14 protein-coding genes are annotated in these 20486 nt (G+C 68.0%); 6 read left to right on the top strand and 8 right to left on the bottom strand.

What is annotated here, in order from left to right; genetic code table 11:
- Positions 1-288: 288 nt before the first annotated feature.
- From ABD831_RS04400 to ABD831_RS04390, 3 genes are all read right to left on the bottom strand, one after another.
- Positions 289-7458, bottom strand: coding sequence for an AAA domain-containing protein (locus ABD831_RS04400; protein WP_344942060.1), 7170 nt, complete (start codon positions 7456-7458; stop codon positions 289-291).
- Positions 7459-7762: 304 nt separating this feature from the next.
- Positions 7763-8470, bottom strand: coding sequence for a response regulator (locus ABD831_RS04395; RefSeq protein WP_344942057.1), 708 nt, complete (start codon positions 8468-8470; stop codon positions 7763-7765).
- A complete protein-coding gene (locus ABD831_RS04390; protein ID WP_344942055.1) occupies positions 8458-9822 on the bottom strand; it encodes a sensor histidine kinase in 1365 nt (454 codons plus the stop codon). Before ABD831_RS04390 ends, ABD831_RS04395 begins: the two co-directional genes overlap by 13 nt.
- A 172-nt stretch (positions 9823-9994) precedes the next feature.
- Here ABD831_RS04390 and ABD831_RS04385 point away from each other — a divergent pair, with 172 nt between their 5' ends.
- The 3 genes from ABD831_RS04385 to ABD831_RS04375 all read left to right on the top strand — a co-directional run bounded on the left by ABD831_RS04385 (position 9995) and on the right by ABD831_RS04375 (position 12204).
- Entirely contained in the window at positions 9995-10648 is a 654-nt protein-coding gene (locus ABD831_RS04385) for a DUF4352 domain-containing protein (protein ID WP_344942052.1), read from the top strand.
- A 146-nt stretch (positions 10649-10794) separates the two neighbouring features.
- Positions 10795-11397, top strand: a complete 603-nt coding sequence (locus ABD831_RS04380) for a PASTA domain-containing protein (protein ID WP_344942048.1) — start codon at positions 10795-10797, stop codon at positions 11395-11397.
- A 96-nt stretch (positions 11398-11493) separates the two neighbouring features.
- A complete protein-coding gene (locus ABD831_RS04375; RefSeq protein ID WP_344942045.1) occupies positions 11494-12204 on the top strand; it encodes a DUF6308 family protein in 711 nt (236 codons plus the stop codon).
- A gap of 13 nt (positions 12205-12217) precedes the next feature.
- On the opposite strand, the gene ABD831_RS04370 is transcribed toward ABD831_RS04375, so the two are convergent.
- Positions 12218-13012, bottom strand: coding sequence for a MerR family transcriptional regulator (locus ABD831_RS04370; protein ID WP_344942042.1), 795 nt, complete (start codon positions 13010-13012; stop codon positions 12218-12220).
- Between the two features lie 112 nt (positions 13013-13124).
- Between ABD831_RS04370 and ABD831_RS04365 the strand changes: the two genes are divergently transcribed.
- The 3 genes from ABD831_RS04365 (at position 13125) to ABD831_RS04355 (ending at position 16218) form a co-directional block, all read left to right on the top strand.
- Entirely contained in the window at positions 13125-14588 is a 1464-nt protein-coding gene (locus tag ABD831_RS04365) for an MFS transporter (RefSeq protein ID WP_344942039.1), read from the top strand.
- A gap of 48 nt (positions 14589-14636) precedes the next feature.
- Complete coding sequence (locus tag ABD831_RS04360; RefSeq protein WP_142175740.1) at positions 14637-14831, top strand: DUF4177 domain-containing protein; 195 nt, start codon at positions 14637-14639, stop codon at positions 14829-14831.
- 118 nt (positions 14832-14949) lie between these two features.
- Entirely contained in the window at positions 14950-16218 is a 1269-nt protein-coding gene (locus tag ABD831_RS04355; protein ID WP_344942035.1) for a S1C family serine protease, read from the top strand.
- Positions 16219-16265: 47 nt separating this feature from the next.
- Here the strand turns inward: ABD831_RS04355 and ABD831_RS04350 are convergent, their stop codons facing one another.
- The 4 genes from ABD831_RS04350 to ABD831_RS04335 all read right to left on the bottom strand — a co-directional run bounded on the left by ABD831_RS04350 (position 16266) and on the right by ABD831_RS04335 (position 20485).
- The gene (locus tag ABD831_RS04350; RefSeq protein ID WP_344942032.1) at positions 16266-17342 is read right to left on the bottom strand and encodes an NYN domain-containing protein; all 1077 of its coding nucleotides are present in this window, start codon (positions 17340-17342) and stop codon (positions 16266-16268) included.
- 114 nt (positions 17343-17456) lie between these two features.
- Positions 17457-18977, bottom strand: a complete 1521-nt coding sequence (locus ABD831_RS04345; protein ID WP_344942029.1) for a M28 family metallopeptidase — start codon at positions 18975-18977, stop codon at positions 17457-17459.
- 269 nt (positions 18978-19246) lie between these two features.
- On the bottom strand, positions 19247-19804 hold the full coding sequence (locus tag ABD831_RS04340; RefSeq protein WP_142175752.1) for a hypothetical protein: 558 nt from the start codon (positions 19802-19804) through the stop codon (positions 19247-19249).
- 45 nt (positions 19805-19849) lie between these two features.
- Positions 19850-20485: a cysteine hydrolase family protein gene (locus ABD831_RS04335; protein ID WP_344943021.1), complete on the bottom strand. Its 636-nt coding sequence runs from the start codon at positions 20483-20485 to the stop codon at positions 19850-19852.
- Between the last annotated feature and the right edge of the window lies 1 nt (position 20486).

The following is a 20486-nucleotide window of genomic DNA, read 5'->3' as shown; positions in this document are numbered from 1 at the left end:
TGACTCGCCTCTTCCCAAAGGATCGAGAGGTGATCACGCCGTCATGACGCCGGTGTCCGACGGTTACGTCGACCTCTTCGACGCGCTGTCGCATGACCTCATCGAGCCGCAGATCGATGGGCGGTCCCGCCAGGTCGCCCCTTGGCGCTCGCCGATAGGTTGGCTGGGCACCTTCCGGAAACCGCGCGAGACCGGCCGGTGGTTCCGCGGACGGCATCGATGGCACACCCTCGGTTAATGACCAGGACCTGCCGCAACCCTCTCAGCAGATGCGGCAGGCCGCGTCGGTCAGGACACGCGCTCCTCCAGCCTGCGGACCGCTCCGCTGACGAGCAGCGCCATGGACCGCACACGACGCGCAAAGCTTCGCTCCGACTCATCACCATTTCGGGCGACCGGCAGGATGAACCAGCAGTTGCGCATGTCATCCCTCGGAACGGGCCGGTTCCAACCGTCTGTCACCAGCAGATCGGCCAGTTCTGCGTCGTACGGCGAATCGGACTCCTGCCCGTCTCCGACTTCGATGAAGAGGCCTTCGCGAGGATCTCCCTGCCACTGGACATAGCCGTCACGAACATCGCCCACATCAATTCGATCCACGCCACCTGAGTTGATGGCCTCGGTCAGTCGGCGCACGATCTCGTCGATCACGGATTCGTCCACGGGCTGGCCTTCTTCCTCCTCCTCGACAGGGAGCGTTGCGAAGACTGCCTCGAGTCGAGTTCGTACGTTCACGCCGAGACGTGTGACGCCGAAGATGTCGGCCGTCCTGCGCAGGAGATCATCGAGGTATTCGATCTCGTGCTCCTCGAGAATGGCGAGCATGGCGTTGGCGATCTCCTGAGGCGCCACCTCATCCAATGTCCTCGAGGCGCCCTCGTCCGCCCTGCGATACCCGCTCCACACATCAGGGTCGAGGTCGACGGGCCAGGCGAAGTTGCCCATCTTCTTGCTCTTGCGCAGCTGGGCTCTCGGGATGAGACGAACGATGTCGTCGACCCGAGCGGCGCGCACCGTAGTGAGGCCGAACCGTCGGGCGACAATGCGCGCGAGACGAGCGGTCTCGACAGGCCCTTCTGTCTCGATGACGTCAAGCACATGCGCGCGCACCACACCTGCTGCGGCTCGTTCGGGCAGCCGGTCCAACACGTCCTTGGCACCCACGCTTTCCGTGTTTGCCGGCGTGAACCGAGGTCTGGCACTCTTTTCAGAGGCTGAGGCGCCTACCGACACTTCAACCAACGCCGGCTCGGCGGCAGAAGTCTCGCTCACCGTCTGCGTCTCGAGATTCGTCACCTGTGGCGGACGAGGGCCAGTGGCGGCCGAATTCGTCAGGGGTTGTGGCGCGTCGCTCGGTCGAGCCTCTCCCCTGATGAGATTGGCTGCCCATGCGATCTCTTCGGGTGCGGGAAGCCTGTCTCTGTGGTCAGCCTCCGGGACAACCTCGGAGGACTGCCCCTCCGAAGTGCGGGTCGCGAGATCTGCTGCGAGCTCCGCACTCCCAGCGGTGCCCTCGAGCCCCGCCTCCGCACGATCCACTTCCGCGAGAATGCGCTGGATCACCTCATCGCGGTTCTGCAGCCACATGGGCCACCAGATGCGGGCGACGCTCGGCCACCCCATGAGGTTCTCGAGCACTTCGACGGGAAGCACGTCGCGGTCTGAGACGGAGCCGCGCCTTCTCCAGCTCTCGCCATCAAGAAGCACAGGCAGGATCGGACGGTCAGGCCTCTCATTTCGAGCGAGGACGAGGTCGAGGCGGAAGTTCGACATCCCGACATCGGACATGACGTGGAGTCCGGCGCCGCGGAGGGCCGTGGCGATGTCATCTCGGTGTCGATCACGGACCGTGAAGTGGTCTGTGGAGTCCGAGGACTCCTGCGGTGCCCCGGCCCCCTGCGCATCCATCAGGAACTGCTTGAGATCCTTGGGCCCCTGATAGGCGGAACCTGAGACATCAAGATCGTTGCCCGACGGATTGAAGCTGCAGAACACGACGTTCTTGCGGCGTGCCCGGGTGACGGCGACGTTCAGTCTCCGCTCCCCGCCGGCGTTCGACAGCGGCCCGAAGTTGGTCGGGACCTTGCCGTTCGCCTGCTTGGAGAACGCTATCGAGAAGATCACGACGTCGCGTTCGTCGCCCTGAACCTGCTCGAGCGCCTTGACGAACAGTGCCTCGCCACGACCCATGACGGACTCGTCGAGCACTTCGGCAACTCGTGAGTCGGTGCTCGCGTGCAGCAGGTCCTCGATCAGTTGGCGCTGCTGCTCGTTGAAGGTCACGACCCCCACTGAGGGGAGGGTCTCGGCGGTGTGGACGAGCTCGTGGACGTACTTCACGATCTCCACCGCCTCAACGGGGTTGGTGTTCGGTCCGGCCGTGACACCATTGCCAACGTCCATTCTGGCCGCGCCCGCCCGTAGGTACATTCCGACATCGCTGCCGTCCGGACGGCGTACCGCTCGGAACTCCAGACCTGTCTCGGAGGAAAGGAGTGTTGGGGTCGGGAAGCTGCTGAGGTCTCCGTCGTAATAGGTGCGGTTGCTGAAGGCGATGAGAGCCTCGTCCTGACTCCTGTAGTGCCAGTTGAGGCTGAGCTTGGGTACTCGCGCGAGCTCGCACTCGCTGAGGATCGACTCCTGGTCCTCGACGACCTCATCGAGCTCGATGTCATCGATCTCGTCGTTATCGGCCGTACCGCCGCCGACCCTGCGCGTGGGTGGCATTTGTTTGGTGTCCCCCACGACGATTGCAGCACGGGCCCGGCCCAGCGCGCCGACCGCCTCTGGGACAGTGATCTGTGAGGCCTCATCGAAGATGACGAGGTCAAATTCCATGACACCGGGCTCGATCAGATCGACGACCGATGACGGGCTGCACAACACGAGCGGTGTCAGCTCCTGCACTGCTGCGCCGAACTTGCGGAGCAGCGGTCGAGTACCGAGTTTTCGAGTGGTCTTTTCCAACTCGCGCGCCAGCGCGCCGGTACTCGAGCCGAGGCCACCGCCACCGCGCCGCGCCAACAGACGCGCGGGTCCGTCGGTCGTCCACTGGAGACGGACCTGCTCCTGCGCTTCCGAGTAGCCGACGACTCGCTGGTCGTGTGCCACAGAGTCGAAGAGGTCGAGGCCCTGCGTTCCTATGCGCTCGTCCCGCGACGCCTGAGCCACCCCACGAGCGAAGGCCTCCTCCGCGGTGTGTGCCGAGAACCGTCCTTCGAGGAGATCGGTTCGCACCTGCTCCAAACCAGCCCCTTCGAGCGGCTCGAGCTTGCGCACGAGGGTGCACCACCGTTGCAGCTGAACCAGCCGCTCGAATTCGACACTGCGAAGCCACGTCTCCTCGACACGACTGATCGCGGCGGCGAGGCTTGCACCGTTTCGCCAGGTGTCGAAGTGACCCTCTTGGACAGTGAGCTCGTCCCAGAGGCGGCGCCAGGACTGGGCGTAGGAGTGAAGAGCCTCGTGGTGCTGGGTCAACTCTCCGTCGCGTGCAAGGTGGTGGACTCGGTCGGTCCATTCGCCTGGTTGCCGCAAGTTGGCCGACGCCTCGTTGAGCTCCTTCATGCGGCTCCGAGCTGGCGACAGGGCATCGGGTTCGAAGGGGCTCGAAGGTGCAGTGCCGGACAGGCCCGGTGTGGCAAGGATCGAGGCTCGGATCTCGATTCCGGCATCTTGGGCGGCGACGAGGTCGGCCATGATGGACTCGGCCTTCGCCGCAGTCAGGTCGAGTTCTGCGGGCGCAAAGACTGCCAGCGGGGCCAGCGCGGTAGCTTGCCGGCCCTTACGTCCGAAGAAGCTGGAAGTCTTGGCGGCCTCGAGTTGTTGGAGGATTGCTCGGAGATCCAGACCGAGGACATCCGACGCGAAGCCGTGAAGTCTCGCCCTCGCTTCCTGGACGGCACGCTCACAGTTCGTGACCGTTTCGTCGGCCATCGTGGGCCACGTTGCGTCCAGCAGCGCTGTCAGTTCCCCGCCCGTAGGAAGGGTGTGACTCGCCGCCGACGCCAGCACATCCAGCTGCGAAGGATGGGTCACCGATTCGAGCGCTTCGCTGAGAGCGCCAGTGGTCGTTGCTGCCCACGCGGCTCCACTGAGCACACCACGAATGGCCTGGCTCGCGGCGTCCACGTCGATCGGGTTGCCTCTTCCAGCACCTGCCAGCCGCCACGGGTGGTCGGCGCGCACACCAGCGGCGGCAGTCCACCTCTGGAGATCGGCGAAGAGCTCGCGGAGCACCGCGATCTGCTCAGCGCGATGCGCAACCAGGTCACGGGGAACAGGCATTGCGGGCCCGTCACCGAGCACGAGCAACTCGTCGTGTGCTGCGTACGCCGAGAGTCCGCTGGCGTTCGCCCCGTGCAGACGCTCGGGGTACTGGGTCAGTTCGAAGCGAGCATTTCTGAGCCGGCGGCGTGCGCTTTCCATCGCGAGAGTGTCGGGGTGGACGGATGTCGTCAGCGAACGTTTGAGCTGGGCGCGTACCTGAACGGAATTGGAGCCCTCATGGTGCAGGTTCAGACTGAAAGGGCCGAGGCCGACTGCGTCCAGTCGCCGTTGCACGACGGCGAGTGCGGTTCCCTTCTCAGCCACGAACAACACGCGGAGGCCCCCGAGAAGGCACTCGGCAACCATGTTGGTGATCGTCTGGGATTTACCCGTGCCAGGAGGTCCCTGCAGGACGAAGGTCCGGCCTTCTCGAGCCCACATCACGGCTCGCTTCTGGGTCGAGTCAGCCGGAATCGGCGTTTCGAGCTTCTCGAGCTCCCCCTCGAACGCTTCCCCGTCGACGGGGCCATTGGCCGCCGCGGCGGGGTCCTGGAAGGTGTCGGTCGGCGTGTGAACGAGGTGTTTGACAAGTGGACGCTCGAAGAAGTGTTCAGCGTTGTTGTTGAGGTCTTGCCACATACGGAAGGCTGACAGGTCCAGCATGGCGAGGCGGGCTTGGCCGGATACCTCCAGCGAGAGGCCTCGGTCAGCGATGGCGGCCCGAACTTCGGCGAGTACTCCGTCGACGTCAATACCGGCGCGATCGGCCAAGGGCTCAGCCAGCCCAGGAATGGAGAGGCCGTGCTCGCGTCGCAGCCACTCGAGGAGCGCTGCGTTGGGCGTCGTCTGCTGCGAGCTGTCGAGTGAGAGTGTGAATTCCTGCCGACCTCGGGTGACGGCGATGTTGACCGGTACGAGGATCAACGGCGCGTCGGCCAGGACACCTGGCTTGTAGGGCCACCGCAATAGCCCCAGGCACAAGAAGAGCGGATTCATGCCGCGCTCCTCCCGTGCCGTCTTCGCGCCGTGCGCCATCGATCGGATCTCTTTGAAGAAGGTGGCGGGAGTGATCGGGGCTGGCTTGCCTCCGGAACGTCCCATCCGCTGGATGTAGAGCTTCTTGTCGTTGAGATGCCCCACTAGCTCACGTCGGTCGTCTGGTGCGCCCGACTGCGCCAGTTGCAGTGCGTTGGCGATGTCCCTTGCGCGCCAAACCTCCGGAACGTCGTAGCCGCTGTGCAGGCTGAACGCGACGTCCTGATTCAGTTTGTCTTCGAGGACGCCCAAAGACTCCGGGGGCAGCGCAAGCGGCTGCACTCGCGCGTTGCTCCCAAGGTTCAGGAGGGCGTTAGTCGCGTTGAGACTGAACAGCGACGACTTCCAGGTGCGATAGCGCGCAGGGTGGTCGTCCACGCGTCGGTCCCGAGCCGCCCGGTCAGGGATGTCGCTCGAGATCTGGGTCACGGCCGGTGCCCCACCGGGGCGGTACTCGACAATCTCCGTGATGCCGTCACTGCGCTCGTTGACAGCCGGGAGCGGCGACACGCCGGCGCGTCGGGCGGCCGCGACGTCGATGAACAGGAGGAAATCCTCCTCGAGGGCTTGGGCGACGTTTGTGTGGCGCGCGATGCTTCGGGCCTGGCTGGCCGTGGTGTTCTTGCCCGCGGTGAAGGCCGTCGTCTCGATGACACCGAGCCAACCGCCCTCGATCAATGTCCCAATGGCTGCAGGGTCGGCGACGACAGGTGTTCCTGGATACCAGTCAGGCCTCGATCCATGCTCTGGCAGCGGATCCCTGCGCCAATAGCCGACGAAGATGTGGCCGCTCACGAGGACCAGGACCGGATGCAATCCGGCCTGCTCGATCACCGCGGCGGTGAGGACGGTGGTATCCATGCACGTGCCGAGGCCTGCCCGTGCAACGTCACCGTGGTCCCTGATGCGCTGGCCCGCGTCGCGGTAGTCCCAGCCTGGCGGCGGCTCGGAGTAGGAGATCGAACGCGCTTGAAGCGCTTCATAGATTGCAGCAACGGTCGCGTCCGCGCGTTCTTCGGCCTGCTGCACGTCGCTGATTTGGAAGGCGAAGAAGGACGAGTCGCCTGTCGACCGGCCGAGGCGCTCGGCTGCCTCACGCGCCACTGCTGCGATCTCGGGATGGTTCGGTCTGACGAAGGAGGCAAGGAGGGAGCGCGCGAGCCGCGACGAACTCGCGCCCTGAGCACGCAGCGCCTGCTCTACGGCGGCTAGTTCTTGTTCGACATCGGTGTCCAGGTGCTCTGGGTCCTCGCGGAGCTTGGCTGCGAGCGCCTCGTGACGCTGCACTAGACGAGCATGCTCTTCCGAGCGTCGAGGGTCGCCACCCCAAAACCACAAATCGCGAGGCTGAACGTCGATCGCTTCCTCGTGACGGGACAAGACTCGTCCGGTGGCTGCGTCTTCGAGAGTGATGACGCAGTCCGCGCCGCGTCGTTCCTCAACCTGCGACATCACTCGAGCGGATAGCGGGACGTTGATGCTGCCGAAGTCGGTAGGACCCGCCGGCAAAGGGCCGTCGTGGACGATTTTGGCGCCGAACTGCACATCTGCATCGCGGACCGCGACTCTGATGCGTGCATGGCCGAGAGGCTCTGACAGGGCGAGCCTTAGATCTGTGATCTGGGGGATCCGCGCCGCTGATGAGGCCCATGACCATTGGTCACTGATGTCGGCGCGCAACTGCGCGTCAACCGTGACCAGTGGAGCTGCGGCTGCTGGCTCCGCGACTTCATCGACAGGTGAATCGCTGAAGTCGACCGGCATTGCCTCCGATATGGGCAGTGGTTCGACGACCTGGGTCTCAAAGGCAGACTCCTCGCGTGTGGCCGGAGCACTGCGAGTTGCCCAGTAGTCGAGCGCATTGTTCATCAGGTCAAGGACCTGGCCGCGATCTGCGTAGCTTGACAACGCTGTTACGTCGACAAGCAACTCGGCCTCACCATCCAGCCACGAGGACTGCTGGATGTCTCGCGCGAACGGCCGCAAGCCGACGGCCGAGGCGTCGCCCACGAACGGGACGATGCTCATTTGGTCGCCACGCGCCTCGACGAAGGTGATGGCGTTGGAGGTCTCTTCGAACGCGAGCCAAGTGCCGTCCTCGCCGCGAACCATATGTGCCCTCTGACCAACGTCCTCAAAGAACGCTTCTGCCAAGGCGGTCGTTCTCGCGTTTAGGCTCCCCGTCGAGCCCGAAGGCACCCTGTCGTCCACTGTCGTCTACTCCACTCTCAACCGCGTCCACGCGGCTCTGCTAAACCATGACGGACAGTACTTGCCCCCGGTGCTGCGCATGCCCTCGGCGGGGCCATCATCTGGATTTGAGCCATCGCGCGGCTCCAGCCCAAGTCACGATGCGGTCGTTGAAGCAAGCTTTGCCGAGCGCGCGGTCTTGAATGAAAGCCCATGATCAGCCCACTCCGGGGGCTGCGGTCAGTCGCACAACCTATGCCCTTCCTCGTCACGCCTCACCGCCGGAGCACGCACCTGCAGACCAGGCGCGGTCGGCGATGACTCCGGCTTGGACACGGTTGTCGACGCCGAGCTTGGTGAAGGCGCTCTGCAGGTGCGTCTTGACCGTCGTCTCGCTGACGTACAACTCCCTCGCCAGGTCGGCGTTCGAGAGCCCCCGCGCCAGCCCCGAGACGACGTCGCGTTCTCGCGCCGTCAACGTCGACATGAGCCGGGCCGCCTCGGCGCGCTGAGCCGCGGCCGGGTCCTCCCGGACCTGAGTGAACAGCTGAGCCGCTGTCTTCGGGGACACGGCCCCGAGCCCGGCGGCCACGTTGCGGATGCCGCCGCAGATCTCCTCCGGCGAGGCCGTCTTGAGCAGGAAGCCATCCGCACCCGCGCGGATGGCCCGCTGAGCGACATCGTCGTGGTCGAAGACGGTGAACATCAGGACCTTGGGTGCCTCCGGCCGTGCCTTGACCGCGGCGATGGTCTCGATGCCACCCAACCGCGCCATGCGCACGTCGAGCACGATGACGTCGGGTCGATGCGCTTGCACCGCGGCGACGACCTCGTCGCCGTCGCTCACCTCCGACACGACCTCGAGGTCCGACGCCGCGCCGAGCATGTGCCGCAGGCCCATCCGCACCATGGGGTCGTCGTCCACGAGCATCACGCGGATCGCGCGCTCGGAGCTGGCCGTGTTCACGTCGTCCATCGGATCCCCTTCGTCGGGTCGGCTTCGGGAGCACGCCAGGGCAGGCGGATCGACACTCGGAAGGCTGCGTCGGGGTCGACGCCGGCCTGCATGTCACCGCCGTAGTGCTCCACCCGCTCTCGGATGCCGGTCAGACCCATCCCGGCCCGCGCGCCGGCGTCGGCAACGCCTGCACCGTGCGGGCCCAGGGGCGGTGGCAGATGGTTCGCCGTCGCGATGACGAGGTGGCCCTCAGCCGGCCCGCCGGTCACGGACAGCCGCACGCTGACCGTCGAGGCGTGCTTGCGCGCATTGGTCAGCAGCTCTTGCACGATCCGGTAGGCGGCCTGGGCGATGTGCGGGTCGAGCGCTTCGCCGTCCTCGACGTAGACCGTCGCGACGAGCGGCATGCCGGCGGTCACGGAGTCGTCGATGAGGGCACGGACGTCGCGCAGCGTCTTCGTCGGCGCGGCGACGTCGGGGTCGTCGGAGCTGCGGAGCAGGTCGAGCAGACTGTGCAGCTCCGCCACTGAGCGTGCCGCCGTCTCGCGCACCACCTGCGCCGACTCCCTCATCTGGGCCGTCGCAGCACGCGGCTCCGCAGCCGCGTGCTGCGCCTCCGCCGCCGACGCGTCAGCCATCGCCTGCAAGGCACCGGCGTGCACGGAGAGGATCGACAGGTTGTGGCCGAGACCGTCGTGGATCTCGCGAGCCAGCCGCTCGCGCTCTGCCTGCCGCGAGACCTGGTCGGCCAGCGACGAGACCACCTCACGCTCCTCGGCCACGACCACAGCCGCCGTCCGCAACTGCGCTCGCGTCCGCAGCCAAACCCCCATGCCGACGAAGAGAGCCACGAGCGCCACGGTGAGCACCACCACGACGAACCATCCGACGGGCTCGCCGTCGGCGGCAAAGAGACTGCCCCAGAAGGAGACTGGCCGCGGCGTCCACCGCAGGTCGCGGGACACCGCGAAGAAGGTCGCGGCCACGACGAGCGGGGCCAGCCGGTAGGCGTCGACGAGGGGCCGGCAGATCAGGACCGACATGAGGCCGATGAGGGCCGCGGTCGGGCCGAGCTGGACGAGGGTGGCGGCGCACCCGACGAGTGTCAGCACCACCGGCCACCGCTGCCGCCAGGCCACCGCGACCATGAGTGCCATCCCCAGCAGCGCGATGAACATGCCGACACCGCTCGCAGTGTCGGACATCGACACCGGCAGCCCCTCGGCAGCCCGGCGACGACCGTCGAAGCCCCCCGACGCATACACCGCGTCAAGGAGCAGGAGGAACCCGAGCCCGACCGTGCGCAGCCGGCGCAGCCAGAGGTCGCGGCGCGAGAGGTCACGCACCCACGGGGGCAGGCTGGACGGCATACCCGAAAGGTAGGGCACGGAGCCGACCACGGCCTCCACCGTCCGGGTAGTTCGCCCGTCCCGATCTCATCCTTTCGGTCAGCCTGCTCGGTCCTCTCGGCCGAGGCGGCCGCCGGCGTCCACGCGAGACGGTCTCCCCGGCATACAGCAGACCGACCCAGGGAGACCCGCCATGAGCACCAACCAGCCGAACGACCCGACCCAGCAGCCCACCTGGCAGCCGCCGATGGTTCCTGCGCCGCCCGTCCCGGCGCCGCCGCGCAAGAGCTGGTTCGCCCGGCACAAGATCATGACGGGGCTGCTCGCCCTCGTCCTCATCGGCATCGTCGCGAGCGCCGTCAACGGGGGAGGGTCGAGCTCGCCCACGACCACCTCGTCCGGAGCCGCCGGTGGGCAGGGTGGCGACGCGCCCGCCGAGGACGCTCCCGCCACCGCCAAGGTCGGCCAGAAGGTGCGCGACGGCCAGTTCGAGTTCACCGTCACCAAGGTGCAGAAGGGCGTGAAGTCGGTCGGCGACCAGTACCTCAATGAGAAGGCGCAGGGACAGTTCGTCCTCGTCAACGTCACCGTCAGCAACATCGGCGACGCCGCGCAGACGCTCTCCGACTCCTCGCAGAAGGTGCGCGACGCCAAGGGGCGCGAGTTCTCCAGCGACACGGCGGCCGCGATCTACGTCAAGGACAACAAGGTCTTCCTCGAGGAGATCAACCCCGGCAACACGGTCAAGGGCACTCTCGTCTTCGACATGCCCAAGGGCACCGAGCCGGCCAGCATCGAGCTGCACGACTCGCCCTTCTCCGACGGCGTCACCGTCCAGCTGCGCTGAGCGGTCGTATGCCGTGTGGTGGGCGCCGCGTGGTGAAGGGGCGCGGCGCCCGCCATGACACGAGCAGTTTCGCCAAAACGGGTCCAGCGGTCCCGGTCAGCGTCCAAGATGAGCCTTTTGCCCCGATGAGAAAGCGACGACGCCACGTGAACGAACAGGGCCAGCCCACCCCCGCCCCGACCGAGCCGACCATCCAACTGCCGCCGCCGGCACTCGGTCACCCCCACGCGTGGGCCGCTCGGGCACCGCAGACCCAGCCGCAGAAGCGCAGCAGGAAGCACCTGATCGGCTACCCCGTGACGGCCCTCCTGGCGCTGGGCATCGGTGCGGCAGGAGGGGGCAACGCGGACGCGTCTGCTCCGACGGCGGCCTCGCCGACCGTGGTGGTCACCCAGACCGCTCCCGCGCCATCGCCCGAGACCGTCACACAGACCGTGCAGGCAACGGTGACGGTGGCCGCTCCCGAGAAGAAGCCGGCTGCTGCCGCTGACTCGGGCGCCAACCAGGCGGCCAAGCCGGCCAGCAAGATCACGGTCCCCGACGGCGTCGGCATGAACTACCAGGACGCCCAGGACCTGTGGCGAGCGGCGGGTCTGCTCGTGGCCCCCGCGGAGGATGCGACCGGTGCCAACCGACTCCCGGTTCTCGACTCCAACTGGGTCGTGCTGGCTCAGGACCTGAAGGCCGGCAGCAAGGTGGCCGCCGACTCCATGATCACTGCCACCGTTAAGAAGTACACCGACGGCTGAGGATGTGAGTGACGGGTGCCGCGCCACGAGGCGCGGCACCCGTCCGTTGTCGTGCGCCGTTGCTATCTTGCGACTCCGCGAGCAGGGGAGCTGACGATGATCCAGGATGAGTGGAACCGACCTACGCCCGAGCGGCTGTCCAATGCGAAGAGCCAGGCGCTGCATGCTCTGAAGCCGGAGCGCGCCGGATGGCGGCTGCGCCGCTACTACAACGTGGCTGGTGACTACGCCGGGGCGAGCTTCGCATCGATCGGCACGAACAACCCGGAGGCAATCGCTGCGGATGACCTCTTTGCGGTGACTCTGCTCAGCGTCAGTGTCCCGGCCGGTGCGGCGCGCCTCCTGACGTTGCCTGGCGAGACGAAGGCGGCGGTCGACGAGGCATTGCAGGCGCTGCCGACTGCTGCCCTGCGGGATGTCGATGATGACGGTCTTCGACACATGGAGGTCTTCTACCGCCACGTGAAGAAAGCCTTGGCCAAGGCGGGTGTGGAGAACTCGAACCCCTGGGTCACGGCAAGCAAGCTCTGCGCGCGCAAGCGCCCCGACCTCTTCCCGGTGCGCGACAACGTGGTCTACACGCTGTTGGGGTTGTTGCCCAAGGGCGACTACCAGGTGGACTGGCAGGCCTTCCGTCATCTGATGCGTGACCCCGAGGTCCTCGACGCGATCGTTGCAGCAAGGGCTGCGGCAACCCAGGGGGCGGAGGGAGCGACGCTGGTCATTGACCAAGAGCCTCTCCGAGTCCTCGATGCTGCCCTGTGGTCGAGCGTCACGATGGCCGACCCCGCAGAGGCCTCAGCCTGAGCGTTGTCTGATCTCAAACGGGATCGACGGGCCAGCAGACGACGGTGCGGTGGTCGAGGAGGTCGGCCTCATCGCCGCGGGGGAGGTAGCGCTCGCGGACGGGGCCGTCACTCGCGATCGCGCGCTCGACGACCGCCGTGCCCAAGGCGCCGTAGGCCGTGTCCAGGTCGACGAAGGGTCCGTCATGGACCGTCGTGGCAAGTCTCTCGCCGTCCACCAACTCGGAACCCGGCGTGCCCTCCGGCACCGGCAGGTAGCAGGTCAGCTCGGCCGCGCCCTCAGTGAAGAACTCCGTCGGAAAGAGTGTCCCGTCCGGCCCAGTCCGTGACACCCCGAGCGACCGCAGTCGCGAGTGCAGGTCGGTGAAGGTCTGCACCCACCACGCCGGCGCCTCGTCGCCGCCAACGACCGCGCGAGCCACGAGAGCAAACACTGAAGGCTCGTCGATCACCGTCACCTCGAGCGACGACCCGCCGCCTACGAGCAGCCGCCGCAGCGACTCCACCGTCGCTTGCGTCTGCTCGAGCTGGCGGGTCATCCGGTCGAGATGCTCGGCGATTACGGCATCCCGCTCCGTCGCCGACGGAGCCGCCAGCACCTCACGCACCTGCGGCAACGGCAGGTCGAGGTCGCGCAGACGCCGGATGAGCTGGGCCGAGCCGACCTGCCCAGGCGTGTAGTAGCGGTAGCCGGAGTGCGCGTCGATCTCGGCCGGCGCGAGCAGCCCGACCTCGTGGTAGTGCCGCAGGGTCTTGACGCTGAGGAACGTCATCCGGGAGAAGTCGCCGATGCTCAGTCGCGTGCTCATGCCCACAGCGTCGACTCTCCCACAGGGGGAGACTCAAGCCGCCGACACCGGCTGCGACGAATTCCGCAGTGGCGCTTGACTCTCCCCTTGCCGGAGACCGGACAACGGAGTCATGACCCAGACACAGACCCCCACCGACGCCGGCCGCGTCACCGACGCTCCCGGCCGCCTGCCGCTCCTCGTGCTGCTCGCAGGCATCTTCCTCAACGTCCTCGACTTCTTCATCGTCAACGTCGCCCTCCCGTCGATCGAGCGCGACCTCCGCGCCACGGCCACCGCCCTCGAGTGGGTCGTCGCCGGCTACGGGCTCACCTACGGCGCCATGCTGCTCGCGGCCACCCGCCTCGGCGACCGCTGGGGTCGCAGGCGGATGTATGCCGCAGGCACCGCCCTCTTCGTCGTCACCTCGGCCGCGTGCGGACTCGCTCCCACAATGGACGTCCTCGTCGCGGCCCGCTTCGCCCAGGGCATCGCCGCCGCGATGCTGACGCCGATGGTGCTGGCCCTCATCGGCGACGTCTACTCCGGCGCCGTGTACCGCCGTGCGATCGCGGCGTACTCGACGGCGATGGGACTCGCGGCCGTGTCGGGGCAGCTCATCGGCGGCATCCTCATCCACCTCGACCTCTTCGGCCTCGGCTGGCGCTCGATCTTCCTCGTCAACGTGCCCGTCGGCATCGTCACCCTGGCGCTCGTGCGCCGTACCCTTCCCAGAGGCCAGACCCAACGCACAGCGCGCCTCGATCTGCTCGAACTGGCCCTCGCCACAACGGTGCTCGTCGCCGTGCTCCTGCCGCTCATGGAGGGCCAGAGCCACGGCTGGCCGCTCTGGACGTGGTTCAGCCTCGCGGTCGGCACGCTGCTCACCGTGCCCCTCGTCGCCCGAGCCCGCACCTTGCACCGGCGCGGAGCCGACCCGCTCCTCCGCATCGCCCTCGACGCGACTCCGGCCCTGCGACACGGCCTCGTCCGGCAGTTCCTGCTCTTCCTCGGCATGGCGTCCCACTTCCTCGTGCTCGCGCTCTACCTCCAGACCGACCGCGGCCTCGACGCCCTCGGTTCGGGTGCGCTCTTCGCCCTCGTCGCCGTGCCCTACCTCGCCGGCACCTCGAAGGCAGCCGGTCTCGTCGCCCGCTGGGGTCGCCGCGTCGGCCCGGCAGCGGCGCTCCTCTTCCTGGCCGGTCACATCCTGACCTGGGTCGGGGTCGCCGACGCCGGAGCGCACGGTTCGGTCCTGTGGCTGGCGCCCGGTCTCGTCGTCGCCGGCTTCGGCATGGGGGTCTGCCTCACCGCACAGATCGGCGCCGTCATGTCGCAGGCGAAGCCGGAGGACGGCGCCCTCGTCAGCGGCACCATGTCGACGGTGCAGCAGCTCGGCAACTGTGTCGGCGTCGCCTTCGTTGGCCTCGTCTACTTCGGGGCCACGACGGTCGGTCCCGGCGTCGCCTTTCAGCACAGCCTCGTCTACCTCGCGGCGTCCTGGCCCTGCTCGCCGCGGTCTCGGCCATCCCGTCACGCCGCGTCGGACCGGTGTCGGTGTGAGGTGGTCGGCCGCTGGTCCTTCCGGCCCGGGTGAGTGGCCGTCGCCGTAGGCTCGACGGACCGAGAGACAGGGAGTCGCAGCATGCCGCAGTACAAGGTCGTCGAGCTCCGCGAGGGCATGATCGGCGGGAAGATGTCAGGCGAGAAGCTTGAGAAGGTACTCAACGAGTACGGCTCGAAGGGCTGGGCCCTCAAGGCGATCACGTCCGTGGACGTCAAGGGTCGCGTCGGTCCCGGCGGTGTCAGCGGCCTGCTGGTCACCTTCGAGAAGGCCTGAGCGACTCGAAGGGCTCGGCTCGCGGTGTTGCACGCGCCATCCACGTGCGCAACACCTGCTTCCGTCACGTGGCGGCCCATGCATCATGACTCACGGGGGTCGTGCGACGGGAGGCACCATGCGAGCGCTTCATCTGGTGGTGGCGGCTGGAGTCGTCGCCCTCTGCGGCCCGGTGGCGGCCTGCTCGGCGAAGGCGCCGGTGACCTCGTCGCCAACGGTCACGGACGGCGCCACGAGCCAGCCGCAACCCGCGACGGTCACCGTCACGGCGACCAGCCCGCCCATCTCGACAGCTGATTCGCCCAGCTCGACGCCGACGACGACAGCGAGTCCTGCCAGCTGGGCCGAGGTCGCCAAGCTGGCCAAGCCCGCCATCGTGCGCATCGACGTCGTCACCTGTGACGCCAGGTGGATGGGCTCCGGCTTCGTCGTGGGGGACCACCTCGTCATGACGGCGAACCATGTCGCAGCGGGCGCCTCGGCCATCACGCTCCAGTACGCCGACGGGGTAACGCGCGCACGCGTCGTGGGGCTGGATCCGAAGACCGATTCCGCCCTGCTACGGACCGACGACCCGATCACGGACAAGGCACTGCCGCTCGCTCGTGCCCTCCCGGACCTGGGCGAGTCGGTCGGCGTGCTTGGATTTCCGCTGCAGACGTATGAGCTCCGCTTCAACGAGGGCTCCGTCAGCGGGCTGCACCAACCCATCAGCTACGACGGTGGACCTGAGATCGATGCCATGGTCACGGACTCGGCCATCAACGGTGGCAACTCGGGTGGTCCCGTGCTCGATGCGACCGGTCGGGTCATCGGCCTCGTCTCCGGACACCGGCTCTGGGTCGCGGGGGCCCGCTCGCCAGAGCCCGCCCAAGGACAGGGGTATCTCATCCCCGGGCCCGATCTCGCCACCAACCTCGACCGGTGGCGCTCGCAGCCCGACCAGCCCTTGGCGGACTGCAGCGACCCGTACGACGCAGCCGGGGCAGAGCGCACCATCGACGTCAACGTCAGCTCCGACGACCGTGTGGCTCCGGACATCGCGCGATCTCTCCTCGTTCACGGCGAGGCGATCAACACCGGCAACTACGACGCGGCCTGGCAGGTTTTCACGAGCCGGATGCAGCGCAAGCTCCAGAGTGTCGGTTCGTGGTCTGCGGGCCTCGGCACGTCCTACTGGAAGGGCATCTCGATCCAGAAGGTGACCGGCGCCGCCGACGACGCCAAAGTCGTCAGGACCATCCTCCGGACCGAACAGTCCGCCGAGAACGGGCACGACGGCCAGACCTGCAGCGTCTGGGTCATCGACTACGGCATGGTCCGAGTGTCGGGGGCCTGGCTCATCAACTCGGCCAAGAGCCCGAGCGGTCCTCCCAGCGCCTGCTGACACCGCGATCGATCCAGCGGTGCCGTCGGCCGCGCGAATCGACGCGGTCAGCGGTCGAGCTTCTTGACCTGCTCCCAGAAATGGTCGCGGAGCAGGAAGCGGAGGTGGTCCTCGACGTCATACCGGTCGAGCCGGGCGGACAGGTCGAGCAGCAGCGCCCGGTCGAGGTCGCCTGGGATGAACGGCTTCTGGCTCATCAGACGGGTCCGGTCGGTGGCGCTCGCGGTGATGGACCACGTGGCGATCACCCCACGGCATACATCATCGATGAGGTCGAGCTCGCGCTGCCCGACCACCGGTGCGGCGCCGGGACGCTCGGTCCCCCCGAGGCCTTCGCTCGCGCTCGACCAGACGAGCCGACCAGGAGCCGCGCCAGCCGGCACGGCCGGGGGCTGGGGCCCCTTGTGCTCCGCCAGCACCGCCGGCGTGGGACGGGGTGGGGTGGCCGCCGCCGGCTTCGGCGCGGTCGCTGCAGCCGCAGGCGTCTCGCTCACACCGACCCGCGGCCCCGGCAACGGCACGTCCACTGCAGCGGCAGCTGCCGACACGGGCACCTCGGTCTCGGGCTGGAGCTGGCGCACGTGCACCGTGTCGTCGACGACGGCTCCATCGAGCACGATGAGGTCGTCGGCCTCACGGATCAGATGGCGCGAGACGGCGTGCGGCTTGCCCGACCGGTCCGGGACGGCCATGAGCACCACCTGCATGCCGTGGCTCTGCGCCTCCTCGACGGCCTCGCTCAGGTCGTCGTCGCCGGACAGGAGGTAGATGATGTCGACGGAGCGGTTGCGCCCGTGCGCCGCCAGGTCGAGACCGATGCGCAGGTCGACGCCCTTCTGCTCACCCTGCGGCGACGTGCGCCCGAGCCGCAGCTTGACCCGCGGCAGCATGCCGATGGCCTCCTGCGTCGAGTCCGGCGTGCCACCGGCGCGGTTGCCCGAGTCGTACCAGTGCAGCCGCAGCAGCGGCAGCCCGCTCGCGGCCTCGGCGTCCTTGATGAGGCGCGCGACGAGGTCCGGGTAGGACACGACGATCCCCTTGCGCAGCGACGTGCCGGTCACCCGCGTCGCCGCGGCCGCCAGCAGGTAGCCGACGTCGACGTAGAGCGCGCAGTAGGACCGCATGGGGGCAGGTTCTCACGAGACGCGCCCCATCTCACGGCGCCCGACCGACAAGCGAGCGTATGCCGTCAGGCGGGCCTGACGGCATACGCTCCCTTGCGCTCCCCGACCGAGAGGTCAGGAGGTGGCCGGCGCGTGCTCCCTGTCCACGGGCGGACGGAAGTTGCCCTTGGACTTCGTGCCGTTGATGAGGTTGGTGCTCATCGCGTAGCTCAGCGTGGCGTAGGCGACGGCGTCGCTGTTCTCCGCGAGAGCCGTGTCGTTGTTGTTGGCGTAGGTGTCACAGGCCTGGTGGTAGCAGGGGTCGTAGGCCTGACCGGCCGTGCCACCCCAGAGCGTCGCCTCCTCGGTCGTCTTGATGCCCTCGGCGCCGGTGAAGAGCCCACCGGACGGCACCCCGCTCGCGATGAACGGGCCGTAGTCCGAGCGACCGCTGAAGTCGGTGCCCTTGAACGGCAGGCCACGGGAGGTGAAGTAGGCCTCGAAGGTCTTCTCGATCTGCGCCGATCCGGCAGGGCCCGCTCCCGCGCCCACGGCGTCGGAGTCGTCACCGTCGTAGATGAAGAAGACGTGGTTCGGCGAGCCGATCATGTCGAAGTTGAGGTAGAGCGCGATCCGGTCGAGCTCGGCCTGCGACAGGTTGTTGACGTAGTAGGTGGAGCCGACGAGGTTGGACTCCTCGGCGCCCCACCAGGCGAGGCGGATCGTGTTCTGCGGCTTGACCTTCGACAGGTTCTCGGCGAGCTCGACGAGGGCCGCCGACCCGCTGCCGTTGTCGTTGATGCCGGGGCCGGCGTTGACGGAGTCGAGGTGGGCGCCCGCCATGACGACGTTCTTCGTGTTCTTGCCCGGCAGCTCCGCCAGCACGTTGTACGTCGTGGCCGTGCCGCGCAGGGTGTCGGTCTTGAGGCGCAGGACCAGGCCCGGTGTCGCGGCCAGCTGCAGCCCCAGGGCCTGCGTGATGCCGACCGCTGGGAAGTCGGCCGTGTAGGTCGCGCCGAGCGTGCCGTTGAGCGGGCCGTCGACGTTGTTGTAGATGACGATGCCCACGGCGCCGGCGGCCCGGGCGTTCTCGGCCTTGAGGGCGAAGGTGCACGCAACCGGGAAGCCGACCGGTGTCCCGCGCGAGACGAGCGCGATGTTGCCGGCAGGGAAGCCGGCCCAGTCCGACGCGCTGCAGCCGCGGGCGTCGCCGCTCGGGGTGCTGACCGCGGCCGTGACGTCGGCGCTGCCCGAGTAGGACATGATGCTGTGCGCCAGGGGCCCGGCCGGTGGCGGTGACACCTGCGCGAGGACCGACGGCGTCAGCGACACGAAGGTCTGGAAGTCGAAGGCCTGCCGCGTCACCTTCCATCCGGCCGCCTTCACGCGCGCCTCGACGTAGTCGACGGAGGCGTTGTAGCCCGGCGAGCCGGACACGCGCGTCGAGCCGTTCGCGTCGGCGATGGCCTGGAGGGCCGACTGGTGCTCCCGGACCCCGGTGAGGTCCATGCACTCGAGCAGCAGCGGGATGTTGTTGTTGACTCTGGTGGCACAGGCGGCCGGAGCCGCCACGGCATCGGTCGTCGCGACGCCAGCGGCGACGACGAGGGCGGCTGAGGCGAAAGCAGCCGCGACACGGGTATTGCGCAGTCGCATGGTGAGGTGCTCCTTCGTGAGGGGTCACGCGCACCGGCGCTGTCCGCCGGCGCAGCGGAATGCGTTGCTGCCAGGACGAACTCGAGTGTCAGGGGCAGCCCCCACCCTCGGTCGACCCCGTGAGGGGGACCGTGACGGCGCCGCGGCGATCGGTGCGCATCAGCTGACCTCGCATCCGGAAGGATGAAGACCTCGATCAACCGACGGTATCGGTCAGCCCGGCTTTCGTCACGGGCTTGACCGCAGCGCCCTGCGGTCCAGTGCGCTGGTCAGCCGCAGTTGGGGCAGGCGCCGGAGACGGGCATCTCCATGAAGCACGTCGGGCACACCGCGCCCCGTCGAGCCTCGACGTGAACCTTCCGCACCACGGGGGTCCGGGCCCGGACGACTCGGGCGCGGGCGCTCAGCGTCGGCTCCGCGTCGGCGGGGACGTCGGCTCCCCAGTGGCGGTAGCACTCGAGCCGCGCCGCAGCGGCGTGGGTCTCCCGCTCGAGCGGGTCGGTGATCGGTGCCTCGCCGGCGAGGCGGAGCACCTCGTCGTAGCCGGCGCCGACCTGCCCGTCGTCCTTGCGGACGACCAGTGCGGTCAGCGGCGGCTCGCCGCGGACCTGGTTGACCTTCGCGAGGTCGGCCAGCAGGGCCCCGATCCAGTTGCGCATCTGCGACTTGGAGTGGAACGACGAGCGTCGCTGGACCTCCTCGGCGAGCTCGGAGTAGGTGATGACGGCGTTGTAGCGGCTGGCGGTCTCCGCAAGCACCTCGTAGGCGGCCTTCGCCCAGTAGGGCTGCGCGAACTTGGGCGTCACGTACGTCTCGTGCTCAGACATGGTCAGCCATTCGCTTCCTTCGTGGATCCGTCGACAGGGGTCCAGTCAAGCAGTTGCCCGGTCGGTGTCGTCGGCGGCCCCGTCCCGCCCGGTCGCCGCCGTGATCCAGCCGACCATCTCCTCGACCGTGGCCAGCTGGGCGAAGAACCTGCCGACGGTCGCCAGGGAGGCCCGCTGGACCTCTGCCACGTCCAGTCCGGGCACCCCGGCGGTCGTCGTGGCGTCGCTGATGAAGAAGGCCCGGACGTCGCGGACCATCGCCTCGCGGGCCGTGGTCTCGCAGCAGACGTTCGTCTCGATGCCGGTGATGATGATCGTGTCGACGCCGAGCACGTCGAGCCGGGCCAGCAGGTCCGTGTCGTGGAAGGCCCCGAAGTGCGGCTTCTCGAGCAGGTGGTCCGTCGGCTCCAGGACGAGTGCCTCGTGGAAGGCCGCCGAGTGCGAGGTGCGCTCGAGCATGTCCTCCACACCGGGGAACATCTCGCCGAAGATGCCGAGGTCGGCGCCCGCCGGGACCGCGTGCCGCACGTGGATGACCGGGATCCCCGCGTCGCGGCAGACCTGGGCGAGGCGGTTGATGCGGTGCGTCACCTCCAGCCCGTCGACGGCCGACTCGACGAAGACGTTCTGGATGTCGATGTTGAGCAGCGCCATGCGTGCCGGCACGACCTCGAACTGCATC

This window comes from Terrabacter ginsenosidimutans, from assembly GCF_039539425.1.
In the GTDB taxonomy this organism is placed as follows: Bacteria; Actinomycetota; Actinomycetes; order Actinomycetales; family Dermatophilaceae; genus Terrabacter; species Terrabacter ginsenosidimutans.
The sequence above is the reverse complement of the archived record's forward strand: the minus strand, read 5'-3'. Positions and strand labels throughout refer to the sequence as shown.